This is a genomic window from Bradyrhizobium sp. NDS-1 (genome assembly GCF_032918005.1).
GTDB lineage: Bacteria > Pseudomonadota > Alphaproteobacteria > Rhizobiales > Xanthobacteraceae > Bradyrhizobium > Bradyrhizobium tunisiense.
The window spans coordinates 4,550,055-4,569,477 of the sequence record NZ_CP136628.1; the positions used below are offsets into that span (position 1 = coordinate 4,550,055).

Sequence of the window (19,423 nt, forward strand, 5' to 3'; positions counted from 1 at the left end):
ACCGCAGAAAGACGGCGCATGAGTCTCAACACGCTCGGACTTACCGAAGCTGCAGCCGGCATCCGCGACGGCCGGTTCAGCTCGGTGGAGCTTGTCGCCGACTGCCTCAGGCGGATCGATGAGGTCGACGGCGATATCCGAGCGTGGGCGTTCCTCGATCGCGACCACGCGATGCGCCAGGCCCAGGCCGCTGACGATCATCGCAAGCATGGCAAGGCCGTGGGCCCGCTGCATGGCGTGCCCGTGGGCATCAAGGATATCTTCGACACCGGCGACATGCCGACGGAATTCGGATCGGAGCTGTGGGCCGGACGCACGCCGCGCTCCGACGCAGCAGCGGTGGCGCGTCTGCGAGCGGCCGGAGCCGTGATCCTCGGCAAGACGGTGACCACCGAGTATGCCTACTACAATCCCGGCAAGACCCGAAATCCGCACAACACCGATCACACGCCCGGCGGATCGTCCTCCGGCTCCGCCGCGGCCGTCGCGGCGCTGATGGCGCCGGGTGCCATCGGCTCGCAGACCAACGGTTCGGTGATCCGTCCTGCCGCTTTCTGCGGCGTGGTCGGCTTCAAGCCCACGCATGGCCTCATTCCACGCAGCGGTGCGCTCGAATTGTCGCGCACGCTCGATCATGTCGGCGTGTTTGGGCGCAGCGTCGCGGACGTCGCCCTGCTCGCCGAGGTCCTGGTCGGCTTCGACCAGGAGGATCCGGACACAAGACCTGTCGCGAGCCCGCCATTCTCCGCGATTGCGGCGAGCGAGCCGCCGTTACCGCCGCGATTTGCCTTCGTGCGATCTCCGGTCTGGGATCAGGCCGAACCGGTGACGCGAGCGGCCTTCCCTGAACTTGTCGAGGCTTTGGGCGAGGCTTGCAGCGAGGTCGAGCTTGGCCCGAGCTTCGACCGGGCCATCGATATGCACCGCATCATCATGGAAGTCGACATGGCGCACAATCTGCGGCGCGACTACCAGCGAGGCGGCGACAGACTGAGCACGCGGCTGCGCCAGGCGATCGAGCGCGGCCGCGCGCATCTCGCGCTGGATTACCGCGACGCCCTGTCCGCGATTGCGCCGCTCAACCAGACGCTGGATCATATCTTTGACGAATACGACGCCATCCTGACGCCCGCTGCTCCCGGCGCGGCGCCGGCAGTCGAGACGACCGGCAATCCGAGCTTCTGCACGCTTTGGACCTATCTCGGCGTGCCCGCCATCAGCCTGCCATTGATGAGCTCCGAAACCGGCCTTCCGCTGGGCCTTCAGCTTGTCGGCCGCCGCGGCAACGACGCCCGCCTCCTGCGCACGGCGCACTGGCTTGTCAGAACAATCGGACACACCGGTCGCGGCGCTCGGCGCAAGGTACCGGGCACCGGAGCGAAATCGGCTGCCGCTGCGGAACAAAGGAACATGCGATGACCAATGTGATCACCGGACTCATCGGCCTCGCGCTTGTGATGACATTCCTTGGAATTCTGGTGTTTTGGATCAAGGCCATTCCACTCATCATCATTGTTGTGGGCGTCATGATTCTGGCAGTGATCGATTTCGTGCGATCGCTGCGGGCCAACGGCGAGCTCCGCTGACTGCCGGCTTGGCCGGAGCAGCCAACAAAATCAGGGACATGAAGAAAGTCGCTCGTCACTTCGCGGAGCTTAATATCAATCCATGGCCGCCGTAGTTGGCTGCCCTCTGCGATATGAGGCCCAACCCACAATGTCGCCTTTTCGGTCCAAGTCGGACATCCAGATGCTCGACTTGAATGTCGCCTTCCGAGAGCAGACGCGACGGAACTAGCAGTAACCTACGCCCTTCGCATCAGCTTGAGCGACGCCGCAAGCCGCAAGCTGCGCTTGCCGGCGAGCGCGATGCCTTCGAGTTCGCCGCTGTCGGCCGTGCAGGTCCCGGAGAACCCGATCCCGACCTCGAAGCCGCCAAAGACGGGGTTTTCCCCTTTCGCAGGCGTGTGCTCCTGGTTCAGCATTTCGCCCTTCCAACGGCCGTCCGCCGAGGAATAGGAGCCGAGATAATAGAAGAACGCATCGCCCCCGAGGATGCGGCCGTCGATCAGCAGCATCACGCCGGAGAGGCTGGCCTGGACACCATCGAGCGCGCGCAGGCCCATTCCGTAGAGTCCATTGGCGATGCCGCCCTGCCCGATCGTGCCGCGCGGCGGCAGCGCCCCGTCGTCGAGCCGCGTGAGATTGGCCCAGAAAGGGGCACCCGGCATCGTGTTCGCACCGCCCTGAAGACGGATCTCGTTGCCGATCAGCCGGCCCCGCGCGCCGATCGTGGCGACATCGGCTCCCATCAGCGGCTTGTAGTTGGGATCGAGGTTATGCCGCTCGGTGATGACCTCGGCGACGATCTCGCCGCCCTGCTCGGCATAGGTGCCGAGATGCGCGAAGCCCGAATTGCCGCCGAGCATCTTGCCGTCATGCAGGCACATGATGCTGCGCCCGAACGCATCGTTGACGCCGTATTCAACTTTATAGAGCCCGTCCAGCAACGTCTTGAACCCGCAAAATCGGAAAACAATCGCGGCTAACTAGCATCGACACCGCGCTGAAGCCACCCTGCTTTTCCGCGCAGGACCACTCGCGGGATGCTTGCTGCCACGAGGCCTCCTGCCCCTGTTTTGCCCGGCGCGTCAAGAATAGTTCGACAAATCCGCAATCCGAAGCAGGTCCAGGCAGCCGTGTAGGCAGCTTTACTCCCGTGGGATTTCAACCACTTGGCTACTGTGCATGGGGTTGTTTTTCGACTTTTTGTGTCCGGCTCGGCGGAAGGGACGCTGACCATCAGCGCCAGCTCGAACCCGCCGAGGCCGCGGCGCGACCAAGCGGCATGAATGAGCCGCAGCCATCTGCCGAAGACGAACTCAGCGCAATCATCGCCAGGGCCGCGAAGCAGCCGCTGCTCGATGCCGCCTACGAGCTCTGGCGTCAGCGCAATCGCCTGGAGGCGATCGCAGACCCTCCCACCGACGAAGAGGTCCGCGTCAACCGCACCCTCTCGATGGAGACGTTCGGCGTCCGGTACCGTTACAAGCGCGAGCACGCCCATGAAGGACCGATGTTCCGCTATGTGAAGCGCGCCCATCCCGGCGCCGACGATCAGGCTATCAGGCAGGCCATCATCACCGCCGTCAAATTCGAAGATGCCTACAACAAGCACTTCGACTGGAACGGCGATTTTGGGAATTGCGTGGCGCGCGCGGTGGCACAGGCCGCACGAAAATATCCGCACTATCTCGAGACCACCTATCGCGACGCCCGCAACGATCTCGCCTATTACATGAAGTGATCAGAAGCACAGTGTGGTGACGAGCTTGCCCTGCTTGTCCTTGATCGCGTAGGGACAGCGAATACGCTCCAGCGCCTTCTTGGCGTCGTCGTCGCCGAGCGCCGCGGCCCGCTCGTAATAGGCCTTCGCGGCATCCTTGTCCTTCGGTCCGCCGCGGCCTTCCTGGGCGAAGGCACCCATCCGCTCCAGCGCACCGGGGTGGTTCTGCGCGGCCGCCTTCTCGAACAGCGCGCGCGCCGTGGCGTCGTCCTTCGCACCGCCTGCACCTTCGGAGAGCATCAGGCCGAGCTGGTACTGCGCCTCCGCATTGGTCTCGGCAGCCTTGCCGAGCAGCGCGCGCGCCTGGGCAGGATCGGCCGGCGCAGCGCCGCCTGCGCCGCCGAGCGCAGCGAGATTGCTGATGCCGCGGGGGTTGCCTGATTGCGCGGCCTTCTCGAACAGCTTCCGCGCTTGCGCCTCGTCCTTGGCGATACCGGAGCCCGTGCCATAGGCAACGCCGAGCTCGACCATGGCCGCACTCGATCCCTTGTCGGCCGCCTTGCGCCAGGCGGCGATCGCCTCTGCCGTCTGCCGGTTGGCCGCATAGGCGCGGCCAAGCGCGAACATCGCTCGGCGCGATGACGGCGCGGCCTGTCTGCAGAACTTGATCGCGGTCGCAACGTCGGAGGATGCGATCTCGCTCACGCCCCTCACGTCGGCCGGCTTGTCGGGATCGCTGGGATCGGCCGCCACGCGATCGCACAGAACGAGATCGGCCGATTGCGCCTGCGCAGTCAGGGGCGCGGCGAGCACAAAGAGGATGGCAAGCAGATAAGTCCGCATGGACATGACGTTGCGTCTCCACTCCGGAAAATTCAAGGCTCGAGTCCCGATCGGCGCAGGACGGGCACGACCTCCGGCGATGCCAAATAGCGCAGCAGGCGGTCGGCGCCGGCGGCATTTAGTGGGTTCGCCGTGCGGCCGGCGGAGAACACGGCCGGTGTCTGCAAGTCATGCGGAACCGGTCCAACCACATCGATGCCTTCGACCTGCTTCAGCTCACTGATCTGCTGCACGGCGAGATCGGCCTGGCCGCTGACGAGGCACAGCGCCGTAAAGCCCTGCTCCACGATGGTGGCCTTGGCGTTGATCTCGGCGGCGATCCCCATCCGCACGATCAGCTTTGCGAAATACACGCCGCTTGCGCCGAGCCGCGAATAGGCAACCGACCGCGCAGTGAGCAGCGTCTTGCGCAGCGCGGCTTCGCTTGTGATGTCCGGATGCGCCTGCCCTGCCCGCACTGCGATGCCGACGAAGGAGCGCGCGAGATCAACCGCGCTCGCGGCGACCACGCGGCCTTCATCGATCATCTCGTCGAGCCCCTCGCGCGTGAGGATGACGAGGTCGGCCGCCTCGCCGCCGCGCAACCGCTCGAGCAGCGCCAGGGTCGGCGCGAAATCGCTGTCCACGTGAACGCCGCTGGCGGCCTCGAACGCGGAGGACAGGCTGCCCATCGCCCCCATCAGACCGAGCGTCGAGAGCATGCGAACGTTGTCCATGAGCCATTCCCGTCGCGATCAGGCGCGGTGCATCAGCTTGAGCGCCGCGGTCAGGCGCAGGCTGCGCTTGCCGGCGAGCGCGGTCGCCTCCAGCACCGCCTCTTCCGCGTCGTAGCTGCCGGAGAAGCCGATGCCGACCTCGTGGCCGCCGAAGATCGGGTCGTCCTTGGCCGGCGTGTGTTCCTGGTTGAGGATCTGCCCCTTCCAGCGGCCCTTCGCGGCGGTGTAGCTGCCGAGATAGTAGAACGCGGCATCGCCGCCGAGGATGCGCCCCTGATTGAGCAGCATCACGCCGGTGAGCCCGCCGTCGAGACCGTCGAGCATACGCAGGTGAATCGAGTAGAGACCATCGGCAATGCCGGCTTCGCCGACGCCGCCGGCGATCGGCGCTTCGTCTTCCATGATCGGCGTCATCAGCGACTGGAAGGGCACGCCAGGCACCTCCTTGAGCTCGCCCTTGAAGCGATAGAGATCGCCGTCGGCCCAGCCCTTCGCGATCAAGGTCGCATCGTCGGTGCCGGCCATGGCGCGGTAGTTCGGATCCGGGTTGTGGCGGACGGTCTTGATCACGACGTCGACGCCGCTTTCGGTCTTGTCGTAGGTGCCGATATGGGCGAAGGCCGAATTGCCGCCGAGCATCTTGCCGTTGGCGGCATGCATCACGCTCCGGCCGACCGTGTCGCCGAGCTGAAATCTGACCTTGTAGAAACCTTCAATCACCAGCCGTGTCCCCGGCCCAGCGCGCATCCGAGTCCACTCTATCCCGCATTCAGACGCGATGGACAAGCTTCGCGCCGGCCGAGATCGGCGGGCCGCACGACCGGCTATCATCCAGACGCAAAAATCCGCCGGAGCCTTGCGGCTCCGGCGGATTGAAACCAACCCGGGCCAGCCCCCCAGCCCGGGCCGGGAGGATCCTAGGCCGCGGCCTTCTTGTCTGCCGGCACGGACGCGATCGTCTTCAGGATCTGCGAAGCGATCTGGTATGGGTCGCCCTGCGAGTTCGGACGGCGGTCTTCCAGATAGCCCTTGTAGCCGTTGTTGACGAAGGAGTGCGGAACGCGGATCGAGGCACCGCGGTCGGCCACGCCGTAGCTGAACTTGTTCCACGGCGCGGTCTCGTGCTTGCCGGTCAGACGCTTGTCGTTGTCCGGGCCGTAGACGGCGATGTGGTCCATCAGGTTCTTGTCGAAGGCGGCCATCAGGGCTTCGAAATATTCCTTGCCGCCGACGGTGCGCATGTACTCGGTCGAGAAGTTGGCGTGCATGCCCGAGCCGTTCCAGTCGGTGTCGCCGAGCGGCTTACAGTGGAACTCGATATCGATGCCGTACTTCTCGGTGAGGCGCAGCATCAGGTAGCGGGCCATCCACATTTCGTCGGCGGCCTTCTTGGAGCCCTTGCCGAAGATCTGGAATTCCCACTGGCCCTTGGCGACTTCCGCGTTGATGCCTTCATGGTTGATGCCGGCAGCCAGGCAGAGGTCGAGATGCTCTTCGACGATCTTGCGGGCGACGTCGCCGACGTTCGAGTAGCCGACGCCCGTGTAGTACGGGCCCTGCGGCGCCGGATAGCCGGAGGACGGGAAGCCGAGCGGGCGGCCGTCCTTGTAGAAGAAGTATTCCTGCTCGAAGCCGAACCAGGCGCCCGCGTCGTCGAGAATGGTGGCGCGCTTGTTGGAGGGGTGCGGGGTCTTGCCGTCCGGCATCATGACTTCGCACATCACGAGCACGCCGTTGGTGCGCGCGGCGTCCGGGAAGACGGCGACAGGCTTCAGCACGCAATCGGAGCTGTGGCCTTCGGCCTGCTGGGTGGAGGAGCCATCGAAGCCCCAGAGCGGAAGCTGCTCGAGCGTCGGGAACGACGCGAATTCCTTGATCTGAGTTTTGCCGCGCAAGTTCGGGGTCGGCGTATATCCGTCGAGCCAGATGTACTCGAGCTTATACTTGGTCATTGAGCCTCTCTGTAGATGATGCGAAAGGTCGGGGGGCCCGAGGGCCCCCGAACGTTTTGTACCCGGCCACCATCGGCCGGCCCTTTACAAGCATTTGTCGTGCCAAAAGGACGCAGTACGGCAGGTTTGCCACCGTCGCCGCCGTCTCCTTGCGACGAGCAGACCACCTCCCGCGATATGCGTCATAGCCGCGCACCTTCGCGTGTCGCTGCAACGCGAAAATCCCGGCGAAATCGCCCGATTCTGCAGCAGACGGCACGGTCCTGGAAGTTGCCGATGAAACGCGCATCAACGTCCAGCAATTTTCGCAAAGCGAACCACCCCTGCCTAGCAACCTTTGCAACGGCCTAGGCATTAGCCACCGACAGCGTGCCTTAGGGGATGCAGACCCAGACCTGCCTTCAAATTAGGCGGCAACTGATTTCCTTTTCAGCACTTTCCAATCCGGGGGGCACGGCCGATATGGGGATTCCGGTAACCACAATCGAACGAGTCGGGCGCACCATGGAGGCTGAGGCGCTTCGACCAAGGAGAATCGCAATGATGAACAATGGTCTGAGTCACGGATCGGCAACGATCTATCAATTCCCGGTCGGGGGCCGCGCAGCTCTCGCCGGACGCCGCTATGGCGAGACTCGCCTTCCTGCCGATCACGCCTCGCTTCCGGCGAACTCGATCTGCAGCGACAGCTGGTACCACCAGGACGCGGTCGACGAAGCCAAGCCGAAATGGGATCGCTGATGCCCGTGCTTGGTCTGAAACCGCCGCGCCGGCGGAAGCCTCCGGCGGCAGTTCAAAAAGGGTCGAAACAACGATGTTTCGGCCCTTTTTGATTCTCGCGTGAATGACGCCGTACAGATCACCGCGCAGGCCGTCGCCGGCCGCTTCAGATACTCGACCGTGGTGGTCCCGGACTTGATCGCCCCCTGAAATTAGGCCTCAACTAGACCTCAAGGACGCCACCTCGTGCGCCCAATGGAACCATAACCGAAGCCGATCCCATGCAAGCCTCTTCCCTGAGAGACTCCCCTGCCCGCCACCTCGCCCTGCAAGGCGCCAGCAATTTTCGCGATCTCGGCGGCTATCCGACGTCCGACGGCCGCACCACGCGCTGGCGGCACATCTTCCGCTCCAACCATCTCGGCCAGCTCACCGCCGCCGATGTCGAGATCGTCCGCGCGCTGGGCGTGCGAAGCGCGTTCGATTTCCGCGGGGTTGAGGAGCGCGCGGCCGGCGTCTGCGTCGTCGACGACATCACGGTGCATTCGCTGCCGATCGAGCCGAGCGTAGTCGCCGCGCTGCGCGCCGAACTCGCCAGGGGTACGCTGACGGGGCCGGTCGCCCTCGAGCTCATGCGCGAATCCTATCGCAACTACGTTCGCCACCACACGCACAGCTTTCGCAACCTGTTCGCCCATCTCCTGGAGGACCGTGCGCCGCTGGTGATCCACTGCACCGCCGGCAAGGACCGCACCGGCTTTGCGAGCGCGCTGATCCTGCATGTGCTCGGCGTGCCCGATGAAATCATCGCCGAGGACTATTTGCTCACCAACCAGCACTACAAGCGCGATGCGACGGCGGCCATCGACCTGCCGGACGACGTGCGCAATGCCATCGGCAGCGTCGAAGCCTCTTACCTTGCCGCGGCTTTCGAGGCGGTCGGCAAGGAGTACGGCGATCTCGAAAGCTATTTGCGCGACGGACTCAAGCTCGGCACGGCGGAGCGAGCCGCGCTGAAGGCGCGCTATCTGCAATCATAGGCCGCCGCGCCGGGAGAACGATGATGCAAGACAAGGTCCTGATCGTGACAGGGGCACGCGGCGCGCTCGGCAAGGTGGTTGCGGAGGTCGCGCAGTCGCGCGGCGCGCGCGTCGCCGGCATCGATCACGCACCTTCGCAAGTGCCCGCGACGCCTGAAAGCATCGAGATCGGAGGCGTCGACCTGTCCGATGCAATCCAGGCGAAGGCAGCAGTCGATGCGGCAGCAGAGCATTTCGGCCGTCTCGATGCGCTGATCAACATCGCCGGCGGCTTCGCGTTCGAGACCGTCGGCGACGGCGACCTCAAGTCCTGGCAGCGCATGTACACGCTCAATGTCCTGACCGCGCTCAACGCGTCACGCGCGACGCTGCCGCACCTCGCCGCGTCCAAAGCCGGCCGCATCGTGAATATCGGCGCCATGGGCGCGCTCCAGGCCGGCAGCGGCATGGGGCCTTATGCGGCCTCGAAGGCAGGCGTGCATCGCCTTACCGAGGCGCTCGCCAACGAGTGGAAGGGCAAGGTCACGGTGAACGCGGTGCTGCCGTCGATCATCGACACCAAGGCCAACCGCACCGACATGCCGAAAGCTGACTTCTCCAAATGGGTGACGCCGCAGGAACTCGCCGAGGTCATCCTGTTCCTGGCCAGCGACGCCGCGAGCGGCATCACCGGCGCGCTGATCCCGGTGGGCGGGCGGGTGTGATCAGTCCGGCACCAGCAGCCGCAGATGGCCTTTGAAGCGGATGCTCTGCTTGCCGGCGAGCGCGATGCCTTCGCCATAGGCGGTCTCGTCGGTGTAGGTGCCGCTGAAGCCGATGGTCACGATCTTGCGGCCCCACACCGGACGTTCGTCGAATGAGGGCGAGTGCTCCTCATTGGTCAGTTCGCCCTTCCACTTGCCGCCAGCCGAGGTGTAGCTGCCGTAGGCAAAGAAGAATGAATCGCCACCCCGCATCGTACCGTCGCGCAGGACCATGACGCCCTGATTGCCGCCCTGCACAGCATCGAGCATTTCGATACGGATATGATAGAGCCCGTTCCTGATTGTCATCTTCGTCACGCCCGGCGGTCCCCGCCCGCAGGATAACTGGACCATCCGGCTCCGATCAAATGGTGCAGATCCCCGCGTCCGATCCCGGCTAAACTGCCGACAACTGATTCTCCGATCGGATGTCACCCGGAACTTTTCCCTTGGAAACCGCACTCTACCTGCCCGTCAAACGCTTCCTCGAAGAGCTTGGCTTCACCGTGAAGGGCGAGATCGGTGGCTGCGATCTCGTGGGCCTCAGCGCCGGCGATCCGCCCGTGGTGGTGATCGGCGAGCTCAAGCTCGCCTTCAATCTCGAGCTGATCCTGCAGGCGGTCGATCGCGCATCGGCTGCCGACGAAGTCTGGATCGCGGCGAAGATGTCGATCCGCGGCAAGGGGCGCGAGAGCGATGCGCGTTACCGCAACCTCTGCCGCCGCCTTGGCTTCGGCATGCTGGGTGTCACCGATCGCGGCCAGGTCGAGGTGCTGGTGAAGCCGCCGACTTCTGCGCCGCGCCGCGAGCCGAAGGTACGTTCGCGCCTCGTCGCCGAGCACCAGCGCCGCCAGGGCGATCCCGTGCTTGGCGGCGGCACCCGCGCGCCGATCATGACGGCCTACCGGCAGCAGGCGCTGGTCTGCGCCTCGGCGCTCGCCGAGGGGCCGCGGCGGGTGGGCGAATTGCGCGAACGCTGTCCCGATGCCGGCAAGATCTTGCTTAACAATGTGTATGGCTGGTTCGAACGGGCCGACCGGGGGATTTACGGACTCACCGAAGCCGGACACGCGGCCCTGAAACGCTGGCCACAGCACCGGGTTGAGGTCGATGCCGGCGTTGCGTCGCTTCCATGACACCCGACCGGTGCATAGCTGAGATGCCACACCAATTTCATATTGCAATGCAACATTAGCAGCACTAGGTATCCCGGCATCAAACGAGGCCGTTATGAACGCAGACTGGAATACCAAATATGGCACGCGGCGCGTCCGCCATGATCCGCCCACCCTGGATGAGGCGATCTTCGCCGCCATCGGCATCACCGATGATCAGGAGCAGCAGGCCGAGATCGCCGCAGCCTTGATGGGGATGCCGCTCGATGTCGTGCAGGCCGAGGTGAAGAAGCAGGCGCGCACCAACAGCCGCGTCACTGCGACCCGCGTGATCGCCGGTGAACAGGGTGCACAGCGCTCCGTCGTGGTCGAACGCCGCGTCGTCCGCCGCTTCGGCAACGACAAGCGCACGGGCACCTGAGCGCCTGGTTGTCCACCTAATATAAAAGCGGACCGGTTTTCCCGGTCCGCTTTTTTGATTCCGGCCCTGCTCTGTTAAGTCAGGCGGCGCGATTGCCGTACATGCTGGAGATGATCTTCCAGCAAGTCGAGTTGAAGCTGAGAAGAGCGCGCCCGGCCACAAAGGGCGACGCCGCGAGATCGGCGAACTCGGCCTCAGGCGACTTGGCCAGATCAATGGTGCCGGTCGATTCCCCGTGGCGGAAAGCCAGATGCGCGCCGAACTTCCTGGCGAGCGCCCGCATGGCGTGGTTCTCGGCGCCCGTGGTGATGCGCAGGCGCTTATAGCCCTTCCAGCGCGCCTCGGCGACCAGGCGGCGGAACAGCACGGTGCCGACACCCTGGCGGCGCGCAGAGGCTTCCACGCTGAAGGCGACTTCGGGCAAAGAACCGTCTTCCTCCGGATGCAGTTCGGCCGCACCGCGGACAACGCCGTCGACGATGTAGGCGACGATCACCGTGCCATCCTCGGCACAGCGTGCGGCGTATCGCTCGATGAAGCTGTCGTCGAGAAAACCGTTGAAGCGATCATGCCTGCTTTCGGCATCGAGTCTCAGCAGGTGATCGCGCAGAAGCGGCAATTCTTCCTGCTGGCTCAAGGTCCGCACATAGCCCGGAACGGACGTCATGCGGGTCGTGTCTTCAAGTGCCACGTCAAAAACTCCTCTTGGTGTCCCTCGAGGAGGCGTTCGAATCCCTAGGCCCCCAATATTGTGCATCGCAACATACATTTCAAGTCGGGAACCTGCCCAAGTTTCGGGCATGAGGGGCGACCAATTCGTTAATGAGATCAAGGCCCCGTAGTCATACGAGGACCAGCTGGGTCTGGGTCACCACCGCGACCAGCTTGCCGTCTTCGGTCTCCAGCCGGGTGGTCCAGACCTGGGTCCGGCGGCCACGATGGACCGGGGTTGCAGTCGCAATAACCGTGGTTCCCTCCTTGGCCCCACCAATGAAATTGGTCTTGCTCTCGAGCGTGGTCGTGCCCTTGGCATCGTCAGGCAGGTTGATCACGGTCGCGGCCGCGCCAACGGAATCGGCCAGCGCCATCACGGCCCCGCCATGGATGGTGTGGTGAAGCGTGCAGAGATCGGGCCGGACCGTCATCCGCGCCACCACGCGGTCTTTCTCGGCCTCGACGAACTCGACGCCCTTGAGCTCGGCGAACGGCATCTTCATCGCTTTGAGTTTCTCGAGCTGCGTCATCAGATGTCCTCCCAAAACCTTGTCGTTTCAGCGTGAATTGTTCCGGGCGGCAAGGCAATGACGTCTGAGGTAAAGGCCGTGCTGACATCGGCGCTACAGTGCATGGGCCCTCCCGGTTCCGTCATCCTGAGGCGCGAGCTGCGCGATGCGCACGCCGTACAGAAGGCCTCGAAGGATGAACGGCCGCGATGCAGCCGGGCCGTCGCCCGTCGAGCTCCTCAGCGGCGCATCGGCGCCACCGGGCTCACGCCTCAGGGTGACGGTGATGGATTTTCACGTCACCGCATTCACGACCTGATATTCCGGCCGTCGCCACACCTCGCCGGCGATCACGTCCTCGATGATCTCGGCGGCACGGATGATCTCGCTCTCACCGATATACAGCGGCGTGATCCCGAATCTCATGATGTCGGGCGCGCGAAAATCGCCGATGAGGCCGCGGGCGATCAGCGCCTGCATGGCGGCGTAGCCGCCGCCGAAGGCGAAGGAGACCTGCGAGCCGCGGCGATCGTGCGCGCGCGGGGTGACGAGCTCGAGTTGCGGGCAACGGCGTTCGACCTCCGCAATGAGAAGATCGCCGAGCGCCAGCGAGCGCGCACGCACCTCCGCGATGTCGACACGGTCCCAGATGTCGAGCGAGGCCTCCAGCGCCGCCATCGCCAGCACCGGCGGCGTGCCGACCCGCATTCGCTCGACGCCACCTGCGGCCGCATAGGCAAGCTCGAATGCGAAGGGTTTGGCGTGGCCCATCCACCCCGACAGCGCAGCGCGCGCGCTGTCGGCGTGTCGCGGTGCGACGTAGAGGAAGGCCGGCGAGCCCGGGCCGGCATTGATGTATTTGTAGGTGCACCCCGCAGCGAAATCGGCGCCGCTCCCGGCGAGATCGACCGGCAACGCGCCGGCCGAATGCGCGAGATCCCAGACCGTAACGATGCCGAGTGCATGCGCTTTCGCAGTCAGATGCGCCATGTCGTGGCGGCGGCCGGTGCGGTAGTCGACCTCGGTGATGTAGAGCACCGCCACCTCCTCCGACAGCGCGGATTCGATCTCCTCCGGCGCGACCAGACGCAATTCATGGCCGCGCCCGAGCGTGGCGATCAGGCCTTCGGCCATGTAGAGGTCGGTCGGGAAGTTGCCCGTGTCCGACAGGACGATCTTGCGCGACGCATTCATGTCGAGCGCGGCGGCGAGCGCCTGATAGACCTTGAGCGACAACGTGTCTCCGACCATCACCGAGCCGGCTTCCGCGCCGATCAGCCGCGCGATGCGATCGCCGACATGGCGCGGCTGGGCGTACCAGCCTGCGGTGTTCCAGGCGCGGATCAGCTCATCGCCCCACTCCGTCGTAATGACGCGGTTGACGCGCTCGGCAACGCCGGATGGCAGCGCGCCAAGCGAGTTGCCGTCGAGATAGATCACGCCATCCGGCAAGTGGAACAGAGCCTTGGTGTCGTCATAGACGCGATATTTGGTCATGGATATTTCTTGGGCATTTCTACAGAATTGTCCGCACGCGCCAGAGCTCGGGGAACAGCTCCACCTCCAGCATGCGTTTGAGATAGCTGACGCCGCCGGTGCCGCCGGTTCCGCGCTTGAAGCCGATGACGCGCTCGACCGTCGTCACGTGATTGAAGCGCCAGCGGCGGAAGTAATCCTCGAAGTCGACCAGTTTTTCGGCGAGCTCGTAGAGCATCCAATGCTTCTCCGGTGCCTCGTAGACGACGCGCCAGGCCTGCAGAACGCCTTCGTTGAAGCTGTGGGTCTCGCGGACATCGCGCGCCAACACCGCGGCCGGCATCTCGAGTCCGTTGCGGTCGGCGAGCCGCAGCACTTCGTCATAGAGGCTGGGCGTCGCGAGCTCGGCTTCGAGCAGCTTCGTCGTCTCCGCATCGTGCGCGTGCGGCTTGAGCATGGCGCTGTTGCGGTTGCCGAGCAGGAATTCGATCAGCCGGTATTGCCGCGACTGAAAGCCCGAGGATTGTCCGAGCTGCGAGCGGAAGCGCGTATACTCGCTCGGCGTCATCGTGCGCAGCACGTCCCAGGCATTGTTGAGCTGCTCGAAGATCCGCGACATCCGCGCTAGCATCTTCATGGCAGGCTGCACCTCGTCGCTGGCGATGGCGCGGCGCGCGGCGCTGAGCTCGTGGATGGCGAGGCGCATCCACAGCTCCGTGGTCTGATGCTGGATGATGAACAGCATCTCGTCATGCGCTTCGGAGAGCGGATGCTGCGCGCCGAGGATCGCATCCAGCGCCAAATAGTCGCCATAGGACATGCGCCGGGCGAAATCGGTCTCGGCGCCTTCGCTCGTGGGATCGTAATCGCTGGACGTCATGGGCAGGCCCTTTCGAATGATCGTCCCCGGCTTTGCTCAGTCGAGGCCGATCAGGCGCGCGGTGATCGGCGACGACGGATCCTTCAGTCCGTCGATCACGGTAAAATGGTTCAGCCCGGGATCGACGACGAGGCGGGTCGGCACGTCAAACCCGGTCCAGACATTGGCCATCAGATCGGACTGGCGGATGAATTCGGGCCGCTCGCCGCCACCGACCCAGGCGGTGACAGGCGAATGCCCGCGCGGCAGATGCAGCGCTGCGCTTTCCAGCGTCGCCTCCTCCATCGTCATGCCGAGCGTCTCGTTCATCTTCGTCTTGAGCAGCGGACGAAGGTCGTGCAGGCCGCTGATCGAGAGCGTGCCTGCGATACGGTTGAAGACGGCAGGCTCGAGCCGGCTGTCGTCGCACAGCATGCGCGTGACGAGGTGGCCGCCGGCGGAATGGCCGGCGAGCCGGATCGGCCCTGCGACGAGCGAAGCCGCCTTGCCGATCGCGCCGGTGATCTCGACGGTGATGGCGCAGATGCTCGCAGCCGGCGTCAACGTGTAACTCGGCAACGCCACCGTCCAGCCGTGGTGGCGCGCACCTTCGGCAAGATCGGTCCATGTCGACTTGTCGAACCGCATCCAATAGCCGCCATGCACGAAGACGACGAGACCCTTGCTGTCACCGTCAGGCAGGATCAGGTCGAGGCGCTGGCGTTCGCCCGGGCCATAGGCGATGTCGGCCCGAAAATCCTTCAGCCCGGCACGATAGGCCGCGGCTCGCTCCGTCCACAGTCCTGGCATCTTGTCCGAGCCCGGGATGTGGGCCGAATTGGCATAAGCATCATCCCAATCGCGCATTGTGACTCCACTCGTCCACCGAACCGGCCGCCAGTCTGCCACCGGCGCGGGCGGCATCCTAGTCTTTATTTTAAGCTTAAAGGATTTGGAGAGGCCGATGATTTGCGCACCGGGCGCTTCGGCCGAGGTGCCGCAGGGTGGGCAAAACGGAGCGTGCCCACGCATTTGGCCATGGCGGAGAAAATGGGTGGGCGTGTTGCTTCGCGCCTTTGCCCACCCTGGGGCACCGCGAGATTTCGCTCGCTACGCCTTCTCCACGCCGCACCATTCCGCGATGAACAGCGCCATCGCCTTGGACGTCTTCTTGAGCGACTCCAGCTCGACGAATTCGTTGAAGCCGTGCATTTCGCCGCCGCTGGCGCCGAAGCACAAGCTTGGGATGCCCTCGTTGAGGCCGTAGAAACGGGTGTCGGTGAGCGCGGTGAAGACGAGATCCTCCGGCACGCCGCCGTAGACCTTGCCGAACGCGCTGGCGAACGCGGCCTCCGGCGCGGCAGCGTCGGTCAGCTCATAGCCTTCCGACAGGAAGCCCGACCACACGATCTCGGGCGGATTGTTGGCGAGGAAGCGGTGGTTGCGCGCCGCAGCCGCGACGCAGGCCGTGATCTCCTTCTGGTGATCGGCGATCGACCATCCCGGTAGCACCGCGATCCGGCAATCGACGTCGCACCAGGCCGGCACGCTGGAAGCCCAGTCGCCCCCCTTGATGATGCCGGGGTTGAAGTTGATCGGATGGTTCAACGTCTTGAAGTGCCGATCGGCTTTCGCACGCTCGTTCCACTCGATCTCGAGTTTTTGCAGCGCCTGGATCAAGTGGTACGCCGCCATGATCGCATTTGCCCCGGAGCCGGCGAAGGCCACGTGAGTCGGATGGCCCTTCACGCGCAGGCGGAACCAGATCACGCCGACCTGCGAGCGCACCATCTTGCCGCCGGTCGGCTCCGGAATGAAGCAGGCCTCGGCACGGTAGCCGCGCTGCAGCGTCGAAAGCGCACCGACGCCGGTGCTCTCTTCCTCGATCACGGATTGAAAATGGATCCGCGCCGTCGGCTTGAAGCCCGCGGCCTTGATTGCGTCCAGCGCATAGAGCGCGCCGATGGTCCCCGACTTCATGTCGCACGCGCCGCGGCCGAACATCTTGCCGTCCTTGACGACGGGCGAAAACGGCGGCGTGTCCCATAATTCCAGCGGCCCGGCCGGCACTACATCGCAGTGCCCCTGGAGGATCAGCGATTTGCCGCCGTTCGTTTGCGGGCGGTAGGTCCCCACCACCGAGCGCGCCCTGGAGAAATCATGCTCGATCGGGCCGAAGCCGCGCAGATCCTTGAGGTCGTCGACGTTGATGTGCCAATCGTCGACCTCATAGCCACGCTCGCGCAGGAGGTCGCCGATCATGTCCTGGCACGGCCCCTCCGCCCCTCGTGTCGAAGGGATCGCGACGAAATCGCGTGTGGTGGCAAGCTGGGCTTCGAAGCCGGCGTCGACGGCGTCGAGAATCCTCTGCTGCATTTCGGCATTCATCAGGCAACTCCAGGCATTCCAATGGTCCCAAGGAGTGCGCAAACTAGCCGATTTCAGCCGTTCGGGTACTCCACAAAATAAGCATCCCGCAATGCATCTTCGAGCAGCCGGCCCTCGGAATAGCCACTCAATGTCGCCGGGCGCGTGACGCCGTCGAGCAGGCGCGGGCACGGTTCCGGCGTGCCGATCACGGTGCGCACCGGGATGCGCTCGGCATAGATCGGCAAGGCATAGTCCTCGTCGTCGTCAGCGACGCCCTTGGCGCGGATCTTGGCCGAAGCTTCCTCGATCTCCATGGCGATGAAGGACGTCGCCTTGATCTCCTGCGTGGTACTTGCCCTGAGGCTGGCGGTGCGGTCCGGGAAGAAGCGGTCGACCATCGCGATGACCGCGCGTGCCTTCTCCGCGGGATCGGTGACGAGATAGGCGGTGCCGAACGCCATCACCGCCCGGTAGTCGGCGGAGTGGTTGAATCCGCAGCGCGCCAGCACGAGGCTGTCGAGATGGGCGACCGTGAGACACACGCGCTCGCCCCTGGTCTGATTGCGCAGCATCCGGCTGGCGCTCGAGCCGTGCCAGTACAGCTTCGTACCCTCGCGCCAGAAGAAGGTCGGCGTGCAATAGGGCTGGCCGTCAATGGCGTAGGAGACGTGGCAGAGCATCGAGGAATCCAGGATGCGATGGACCGTCTCGTGATCATAGAAGCCGCGGTCGTGACGGCGCTTCACCTGGTTGCGCGCCGATGTCGGATAGGAATTCGGGGTCTCGGTCTGGCTCACGACGGCTCCTGCTCGGATTGAAAGACTCTGGGAGCAGTTGTAGCGGAGCATTTGGTCTGCGATAGTTCCAATTCCATGCAAAAAATTCCGACCAATTCGCTCCCCTCTCCGGCCAGGACCGAGCTGCCGCTCGACCTCGCCGGCCCGCACGTCACGCCGGGCGCCTCCGCCGCGCACCGGCTCTATCAGGCGCTGTGCGAGATGATCGTCTCCGGCCTCGTCAAGCCCGGCGAGGCGCTGCCGCCGTCACGCACGCTGGCCAGGCAGACCGGCTTTCGGCGCAATGCCGTCGTCGCCGCCTATGAGCGCCTGATCGCCGATGGCTTTGCCGAGGCCACCGTTGGCTCCGGAACGTTCGTCGCCGCGCGCATCCCCGCGCGTGCGGCCGAACCGACGAGGCCGAGGGCGGCTGTCGCAACGCCCGGGCAAGGCGCGTTCGCACTCGGCTGCACGCATGTCGACGAACGCGCGGTGCAGCGCTTTCGCGCCTTCGTCGGCCGCCGCATGCGCGCCTTCGGCCCCGAGCACCTTCACTATGGCGATCCGCGCGGCAGCCGTGAGCTGCGCGAGGCAATCGCCGATCATTTGTTGTCGGCGCGCGGGCTGCGCTGCGATCCCGACCAGATCATGCTGACGTCGGGCACCCTGCACGCCCTGCGCATCGTGCTGAGCGCGATCCTCAAAGCGGACGACCAGGTCTGGTGCGAGGATCCCGGCTATCCCGCCGCGCGCAACACTGTCGCGCATTGCGGCTATCGCGCCGTGCCCATTCCCGTCGATGTGCACGGCATGCGCGTCGCCAAGGGCCGCGCCGCAGCGCCGTCGGCGCGAGCAGCCTATGTCACGCCGTCGCACCAGTTTCCGCTGGGCGTGCAGATGTCGATGCCGCGGCGGCTCGAGCTGCTGGATTGGGCCAAGCAAGCCGGTGCTTTCGTGCTGGAGGACGACTACGACAGCGAGTTTCGCTACGACGGCGCACCGCTGATGTCGCTCGCCGGCATTGATCGTCTCCAGCGCGTGATCTACCTGGGCACCTTTGCCAAGACGCTGTTTCCAGGTCTGCGCATCGGTTATTGCGCTCTGCCCGAACGCCTGATCACGGACGTAACGGCCGCGCGCGCGGCGCTCGACCGCTTCCCCGGGACGCTGATGGAAGGCGCGGTGGCCGACATGCTCAATTCGGGCGCGTTCGCCGCAAACCTCAGGCGCGTCCGCAAGCTCTACCGAGAGGCGCGGGACGTGCTGGCCGAAACGCTGGAAGCCGCATCCGATGGCGCGCTATCGGTGCCGGTGCCGTCACAAGGCCTGCACCTGGTCGCCCGGTTCGATCCCTCGATCGACCTGTCGGTGGCCGCGCGGGCCAAGCAGGCGGCCGGCGCGGAAGGCTGGCTGTTGGCGGACACCTATTCGCGCGCGCGCCCTCTGCCAGGCTTCGTGCTGGGATTTTCAGGGCATGCAGTTCCACAGCTCGTGGCATCTGCCGAACGGCTCGCGCGGGAATCACGGTCGGCCCTGCGCGCGAAAAGCAGGTCGGTTCGGCCGGCATAATCAAGCTTCACTATCAGAATCGCTGACCGCTCCCTACATTGCGTCGCAGCTTTCGGGAGCCTTCATGATGTCACTCCGCCACGCGACCTGCCTCTCGCTCCTGGTTTCCCTCGCGCTTGCCTCGACCGCGCGCGCTGCCACCATCGGGCGTGAGCAGGACATCGTGGATCTGAAGCTCGGCCAGCGCGTGCTGGTGGATGACGGAACCTGCCCCGCGGGACAAGTCAGGGAAGTGCGCGGCGCAAGGATGACCGACAAGGGCGTCTCGCGCACGAGCTCCTGCGTGCCGCGGCACGGGCCGAAAATAAAATGATG

The 19,423-nt window shown here is 64.9% G+C and carries 23 protein-coding genes; 10 read left to right on the plus strand and 13 right to left on the minus strand.

Features of this window, described 5'->3' with window-relative positions; translation table 11 throughout:
- The first annotated feature begins 18 nt into the window (after positions 1-18).
- Positions 19-1,419: an amidase gene (locus RX330_RS21535; RefSeq protein WP_317239728.1), complete on the plus strand. Its 1,401-nt coding sequence runs from the start codon at positions 19-21 to the stop codon at positions 1,417-1,419.
- Complete coding sequence (locus RX330_RS21540; protein WP_212085949.1) at positions 1,416-1,586, plus strand: hypothetical protein; 171 nt, start codon at positions 1,416-1,418, stop codon at positions 1,584-1,586. Before RX330_RS21535 ends, RX330_RS21540 begins: the two co-directional genes overlap by 4 nt.
- A 218-nt stretch (positions 1,587-1,804) precedes the next feature.
- Here the strand turns inward: RX330_RS21540 and RX330_RS21545 are convergent, their stop codons facing one another.
- Positions 1,805-2,509, minus strand: a complete 705-nt coding sequence (locus RX330_RS21545; RefSeq protein WP_212085951.1) for a hypothetical protein — start codon at positions 2,507-2,509, stop codon at positions 1,805-1,807.
- A 338-nt stretch (positions 2,510-2,847) separates the two neighbouring features.
- On the opposite strand from RX330_RS21545, the gene RX330_RS21550 reads away from it, so the two are divergent.
- The gene (locus RX330_RS21550; RefSeq protein WP_317239729.1) at positions 2,848-3,306 is read left to right on the plus strand and encodes a hypothetical protein; all 459 of its coding nucleotides are present in this window, start codon (positions 2,848-2,850) and stop codon (positions 3,304-3,306) included.
- Here the strand turns inward: RX330_RS21550 and RX330_RS21555 are convergent, their stop codons facing one another.
- The 4 genes from RX330_RS21555 to RX330_RS21570 all read right to left on the minus strand — a co-directional run bounded on the left by RX330_RS21555 (position 3,307) and on the right by RX330_RS21570 (position 6,796).
- Positions 3,307-4,128, minus strand: coding sequence for a tetratricopeptide repeat protein (locus RX330_RS21555; protein WP_317243943.1), 822 nt, complete (start codon positions 4,126-4,128; stop codon positions 3,307-3,309).
- Between the two features lie 32 nt (positions 4,129-4,160).
- The gene (locus RX330_RS21560) at positions 4,161-4,844 is read right to left on the minus strand and encodes a substrate-binding domain-containing protein (protein WP_317239730.1); all 684 of its coding nucleotides are present in this window, start codon (positions 4,842-4,844) and stop codon (positions 4,161-4,163) included.
- Positions 4,845-4,862: 18 nt separating this feature from the next.
- On the minus strand, positions 4,863-5,564 hold the full coding sequence (locus RX330_RS21565) for a GrlR family regulatory protein (protein ID WP_317239731.1): 702 nt from the start codon (positions 5,562-5,564) through the stop codon (positions 4,863-4,865).
- 197 nt (positions 5,565-5,761) lie between these two features.
- Positions 5,762-6,796, minus strand: coding sequence for a glutamine synthetase beta-grasp domain-containing protein (locus RX330_RS21570; protein ID WP_212085976.1), 1,035 nt, complete (start codon positions 6,794-6,796; stop codon positions 5,762-5,764).
- A 540-nt stretch (positions 6,797-7,336) separates the two neighbouring features.
- Between RX330_RS21570 and RX330_RS21575 the strand changes: the two genes are divergently transcribed.
- The 3 genes from RX330_RS21575 (at position 7,337) to RX330_RS21585 (ending at position 9,260) form a co-directional block, all read left to right on the plus strand.
- A complete protein-coding gene (locus RX330_RS21575; protein ID WP_317239732.1) occupies positions 7,337-7,537 on the plus strand; it encodes a DUF2735 domain-containing protein in 201 nt (66 codons plus the stop codon).
- 275 nt (positions 7,538-7,812) lie between these two features.
- Positions 7,813-8,556, plus strand: coding sequence for a tyrosine-protein phosphatase (locus RX330_RS21580; RefSeq protein WP_317243944.1), 744 nt, complete (start codon positions 7,813-7,815; stop codon positions 8,554-8,556).
- Between the two features lie 23 nt (positions 8,557-8,579).
- Positions 8,580-9,260 (plus strand): SDR family oxidoreductase, encoded by a 681-nt coding sequence (locus RX330_RS21585; RefSeq protein WP_317239733.1) that lies wholly within the window; start codon positions 8,580-8,582, stop codon positions 9,258-9,260.
- On the opposite strand, the gene RX330_RS21590 is transcribed toward RX330_RS21585, so the two are convergent.
- Positions 9,261-9,608, minus strand: a complete 348-nt coding sequence (locus RX330_RS21590) for a GrlR family regulatory protein (protein ID WP_212085985.1) — start codon at positions 9,606-9,608, stop codon at positions 9,261-9,263.
- 140 nt (positions 9,609-9,748) lie between these two features.
- Between RX330_RS21590 and RX330_RS21595 the strand changes: the two genes are divergently transcribed.
- Both RX330_RS21595 and RX330_RS21600 read left to right on the plus strand, forming a co-directional pair.
- Positions 9,749-10,435, plus strand: a complete 687-nt coding sequence (locus RX330_RS21595) for a DUF2161 domain-containing phosphodiesterase (RefSeq protein WP_212085988.1) — start codon at positions 9,749-9,751, stop codon at positions 10,433-10,435.
- Between the two features lie 94 nt (positions 10,436-10,529).
- Positions 10,530-10,835 carry a hypothetical protein gene (locus RX330_RS21600; RefSeq protein WP_212085992.1) on the plus strand — a complete coding sequence of 102 codons (306 nt, stop codon included), beginning with the start codon at positions 10,530-10,532 and terminating at the stop codon, positions 10,833-10,835.
- 79 nt (positions 10,836-10,914) lie between these two features.
- Here RX330_RS21600 and RX330_RS21605 read toward each other — a convergent pair whose 3' ends face one another.
- The 7 genes from RX330_RS21605 to RX330_RS21635 form a co-directional block, all read right to left on the minus strand.
- Positions 10,915-11,526: a GNAT family N-acetyltransferase gene (locus tag RX330_RS21605; protein ID WP_317239734.1), complete on the minus strand. Its 612-nt coding sequence runs from the start codon at positions 11,524-11,526 to the stop codon at positions 10,915-10,917.
- Between the two features lie 151 nt (positions 11,527-11,677).
- On the minus strand, positions 11,678-12,079 hold the full coding sequence (locus RX330_RS21610; protein ID WP_212085998.1) for a PaaI family thioesterase: 402 nt from the start codon (positions 12,077-12,079) through the stop codon (positions 11,678-11,680).
- Between the two features lie 273 nt (positions 12,080-12,352).
- A complete protein-coding gene (gene kynU, locus RX330_RS21615) occupies positions 12,353-13,555 on the minus strand; it encodes a kynureninase (RefSeq protein WP_317239735.1) in 1,203 nt (400 codons plus the stop codon).
- Between the two features lie 19 nt (positions 13,556-13,574).
- Complete coding sequence (gene kynA / locus RX330_RS21620) at positions 13,575-14,414, minus strand: tryptophan 2,3-dioxygenase (protein ID WP_317239736.1); 840 nt, start codon at positions 14,412-14,414, stop codon at positions 13,575-13,577.
- Positions 14,415-14,450: 36 nt separating this feature from the next.
- Positions 14,451-15,260, minus strand: a complete 810-nt coding sequence (locus RX330_RS21625; RefSeq protein WP_317239737.1) for an alpha/beta hydrolase — start codon at positions 15,258-15,260, stop codon at positions 14,451-14,453.
- A gap of 243 nt (positions 15,261-15,503) precedes the next feature.
- A complete protein-coding gene (locus RX330_RS21630) occupies positions 15,504-16,781 on the minus strand; it encodes an ArgE/DapE family deacylase (protein ID WP_317239738.1) in 1,278 nt (425 codons plus the stop codon).
- Positions 16,782-16,834: 53 nt separating this feature from the next.
- Positions 16,835-17,560, minus strand: coding sequence for a pyridoxamine 5'-phosphate oxidase family protein (locus RX330_RS21635; RefSeq protein ID WP_317239739.1), 726 nt, complete (start codon positions 17,558-17,560; stop codon positions 16,835-16,837).
- Positions 17,561-17,635: 75 nt separating this feature from the next.
- Between RX330_RS21635 and RX330_RS21640 the strand changes: the two genes are divergently transcribed.
- Together RX330_RS21640 and RX330_RS21645 are read left to right on the plus strand one after the other, a co-directional pair.
- Positions 17,636-19,108: a PLP-dependent aminotransferase family protein gene (locus RX330_RS21640; RefSeq protein ID WP_317239740.1), complete on the plus strand. Its 1,473-nt coding sequence runs from the start codon at positions 17,636-17,638 to the stop codon at positions 19,106-19,108.
- Positions 19,109-19,175: 67 nt separating this feature from the next.
- On the plus strand, positions 19,176-19,421 hold the full coding sequence (locus tag RX330_RS21645; RefSeq protein WP_212087300.1) for a DUF6719 family protein: 246 nt from the start codon (positions 19,176-19,178) through the stop codon (positions 19,419-19,421).
- Positions 19,422-19,423 lie beyond the last annotated feature (2 nt).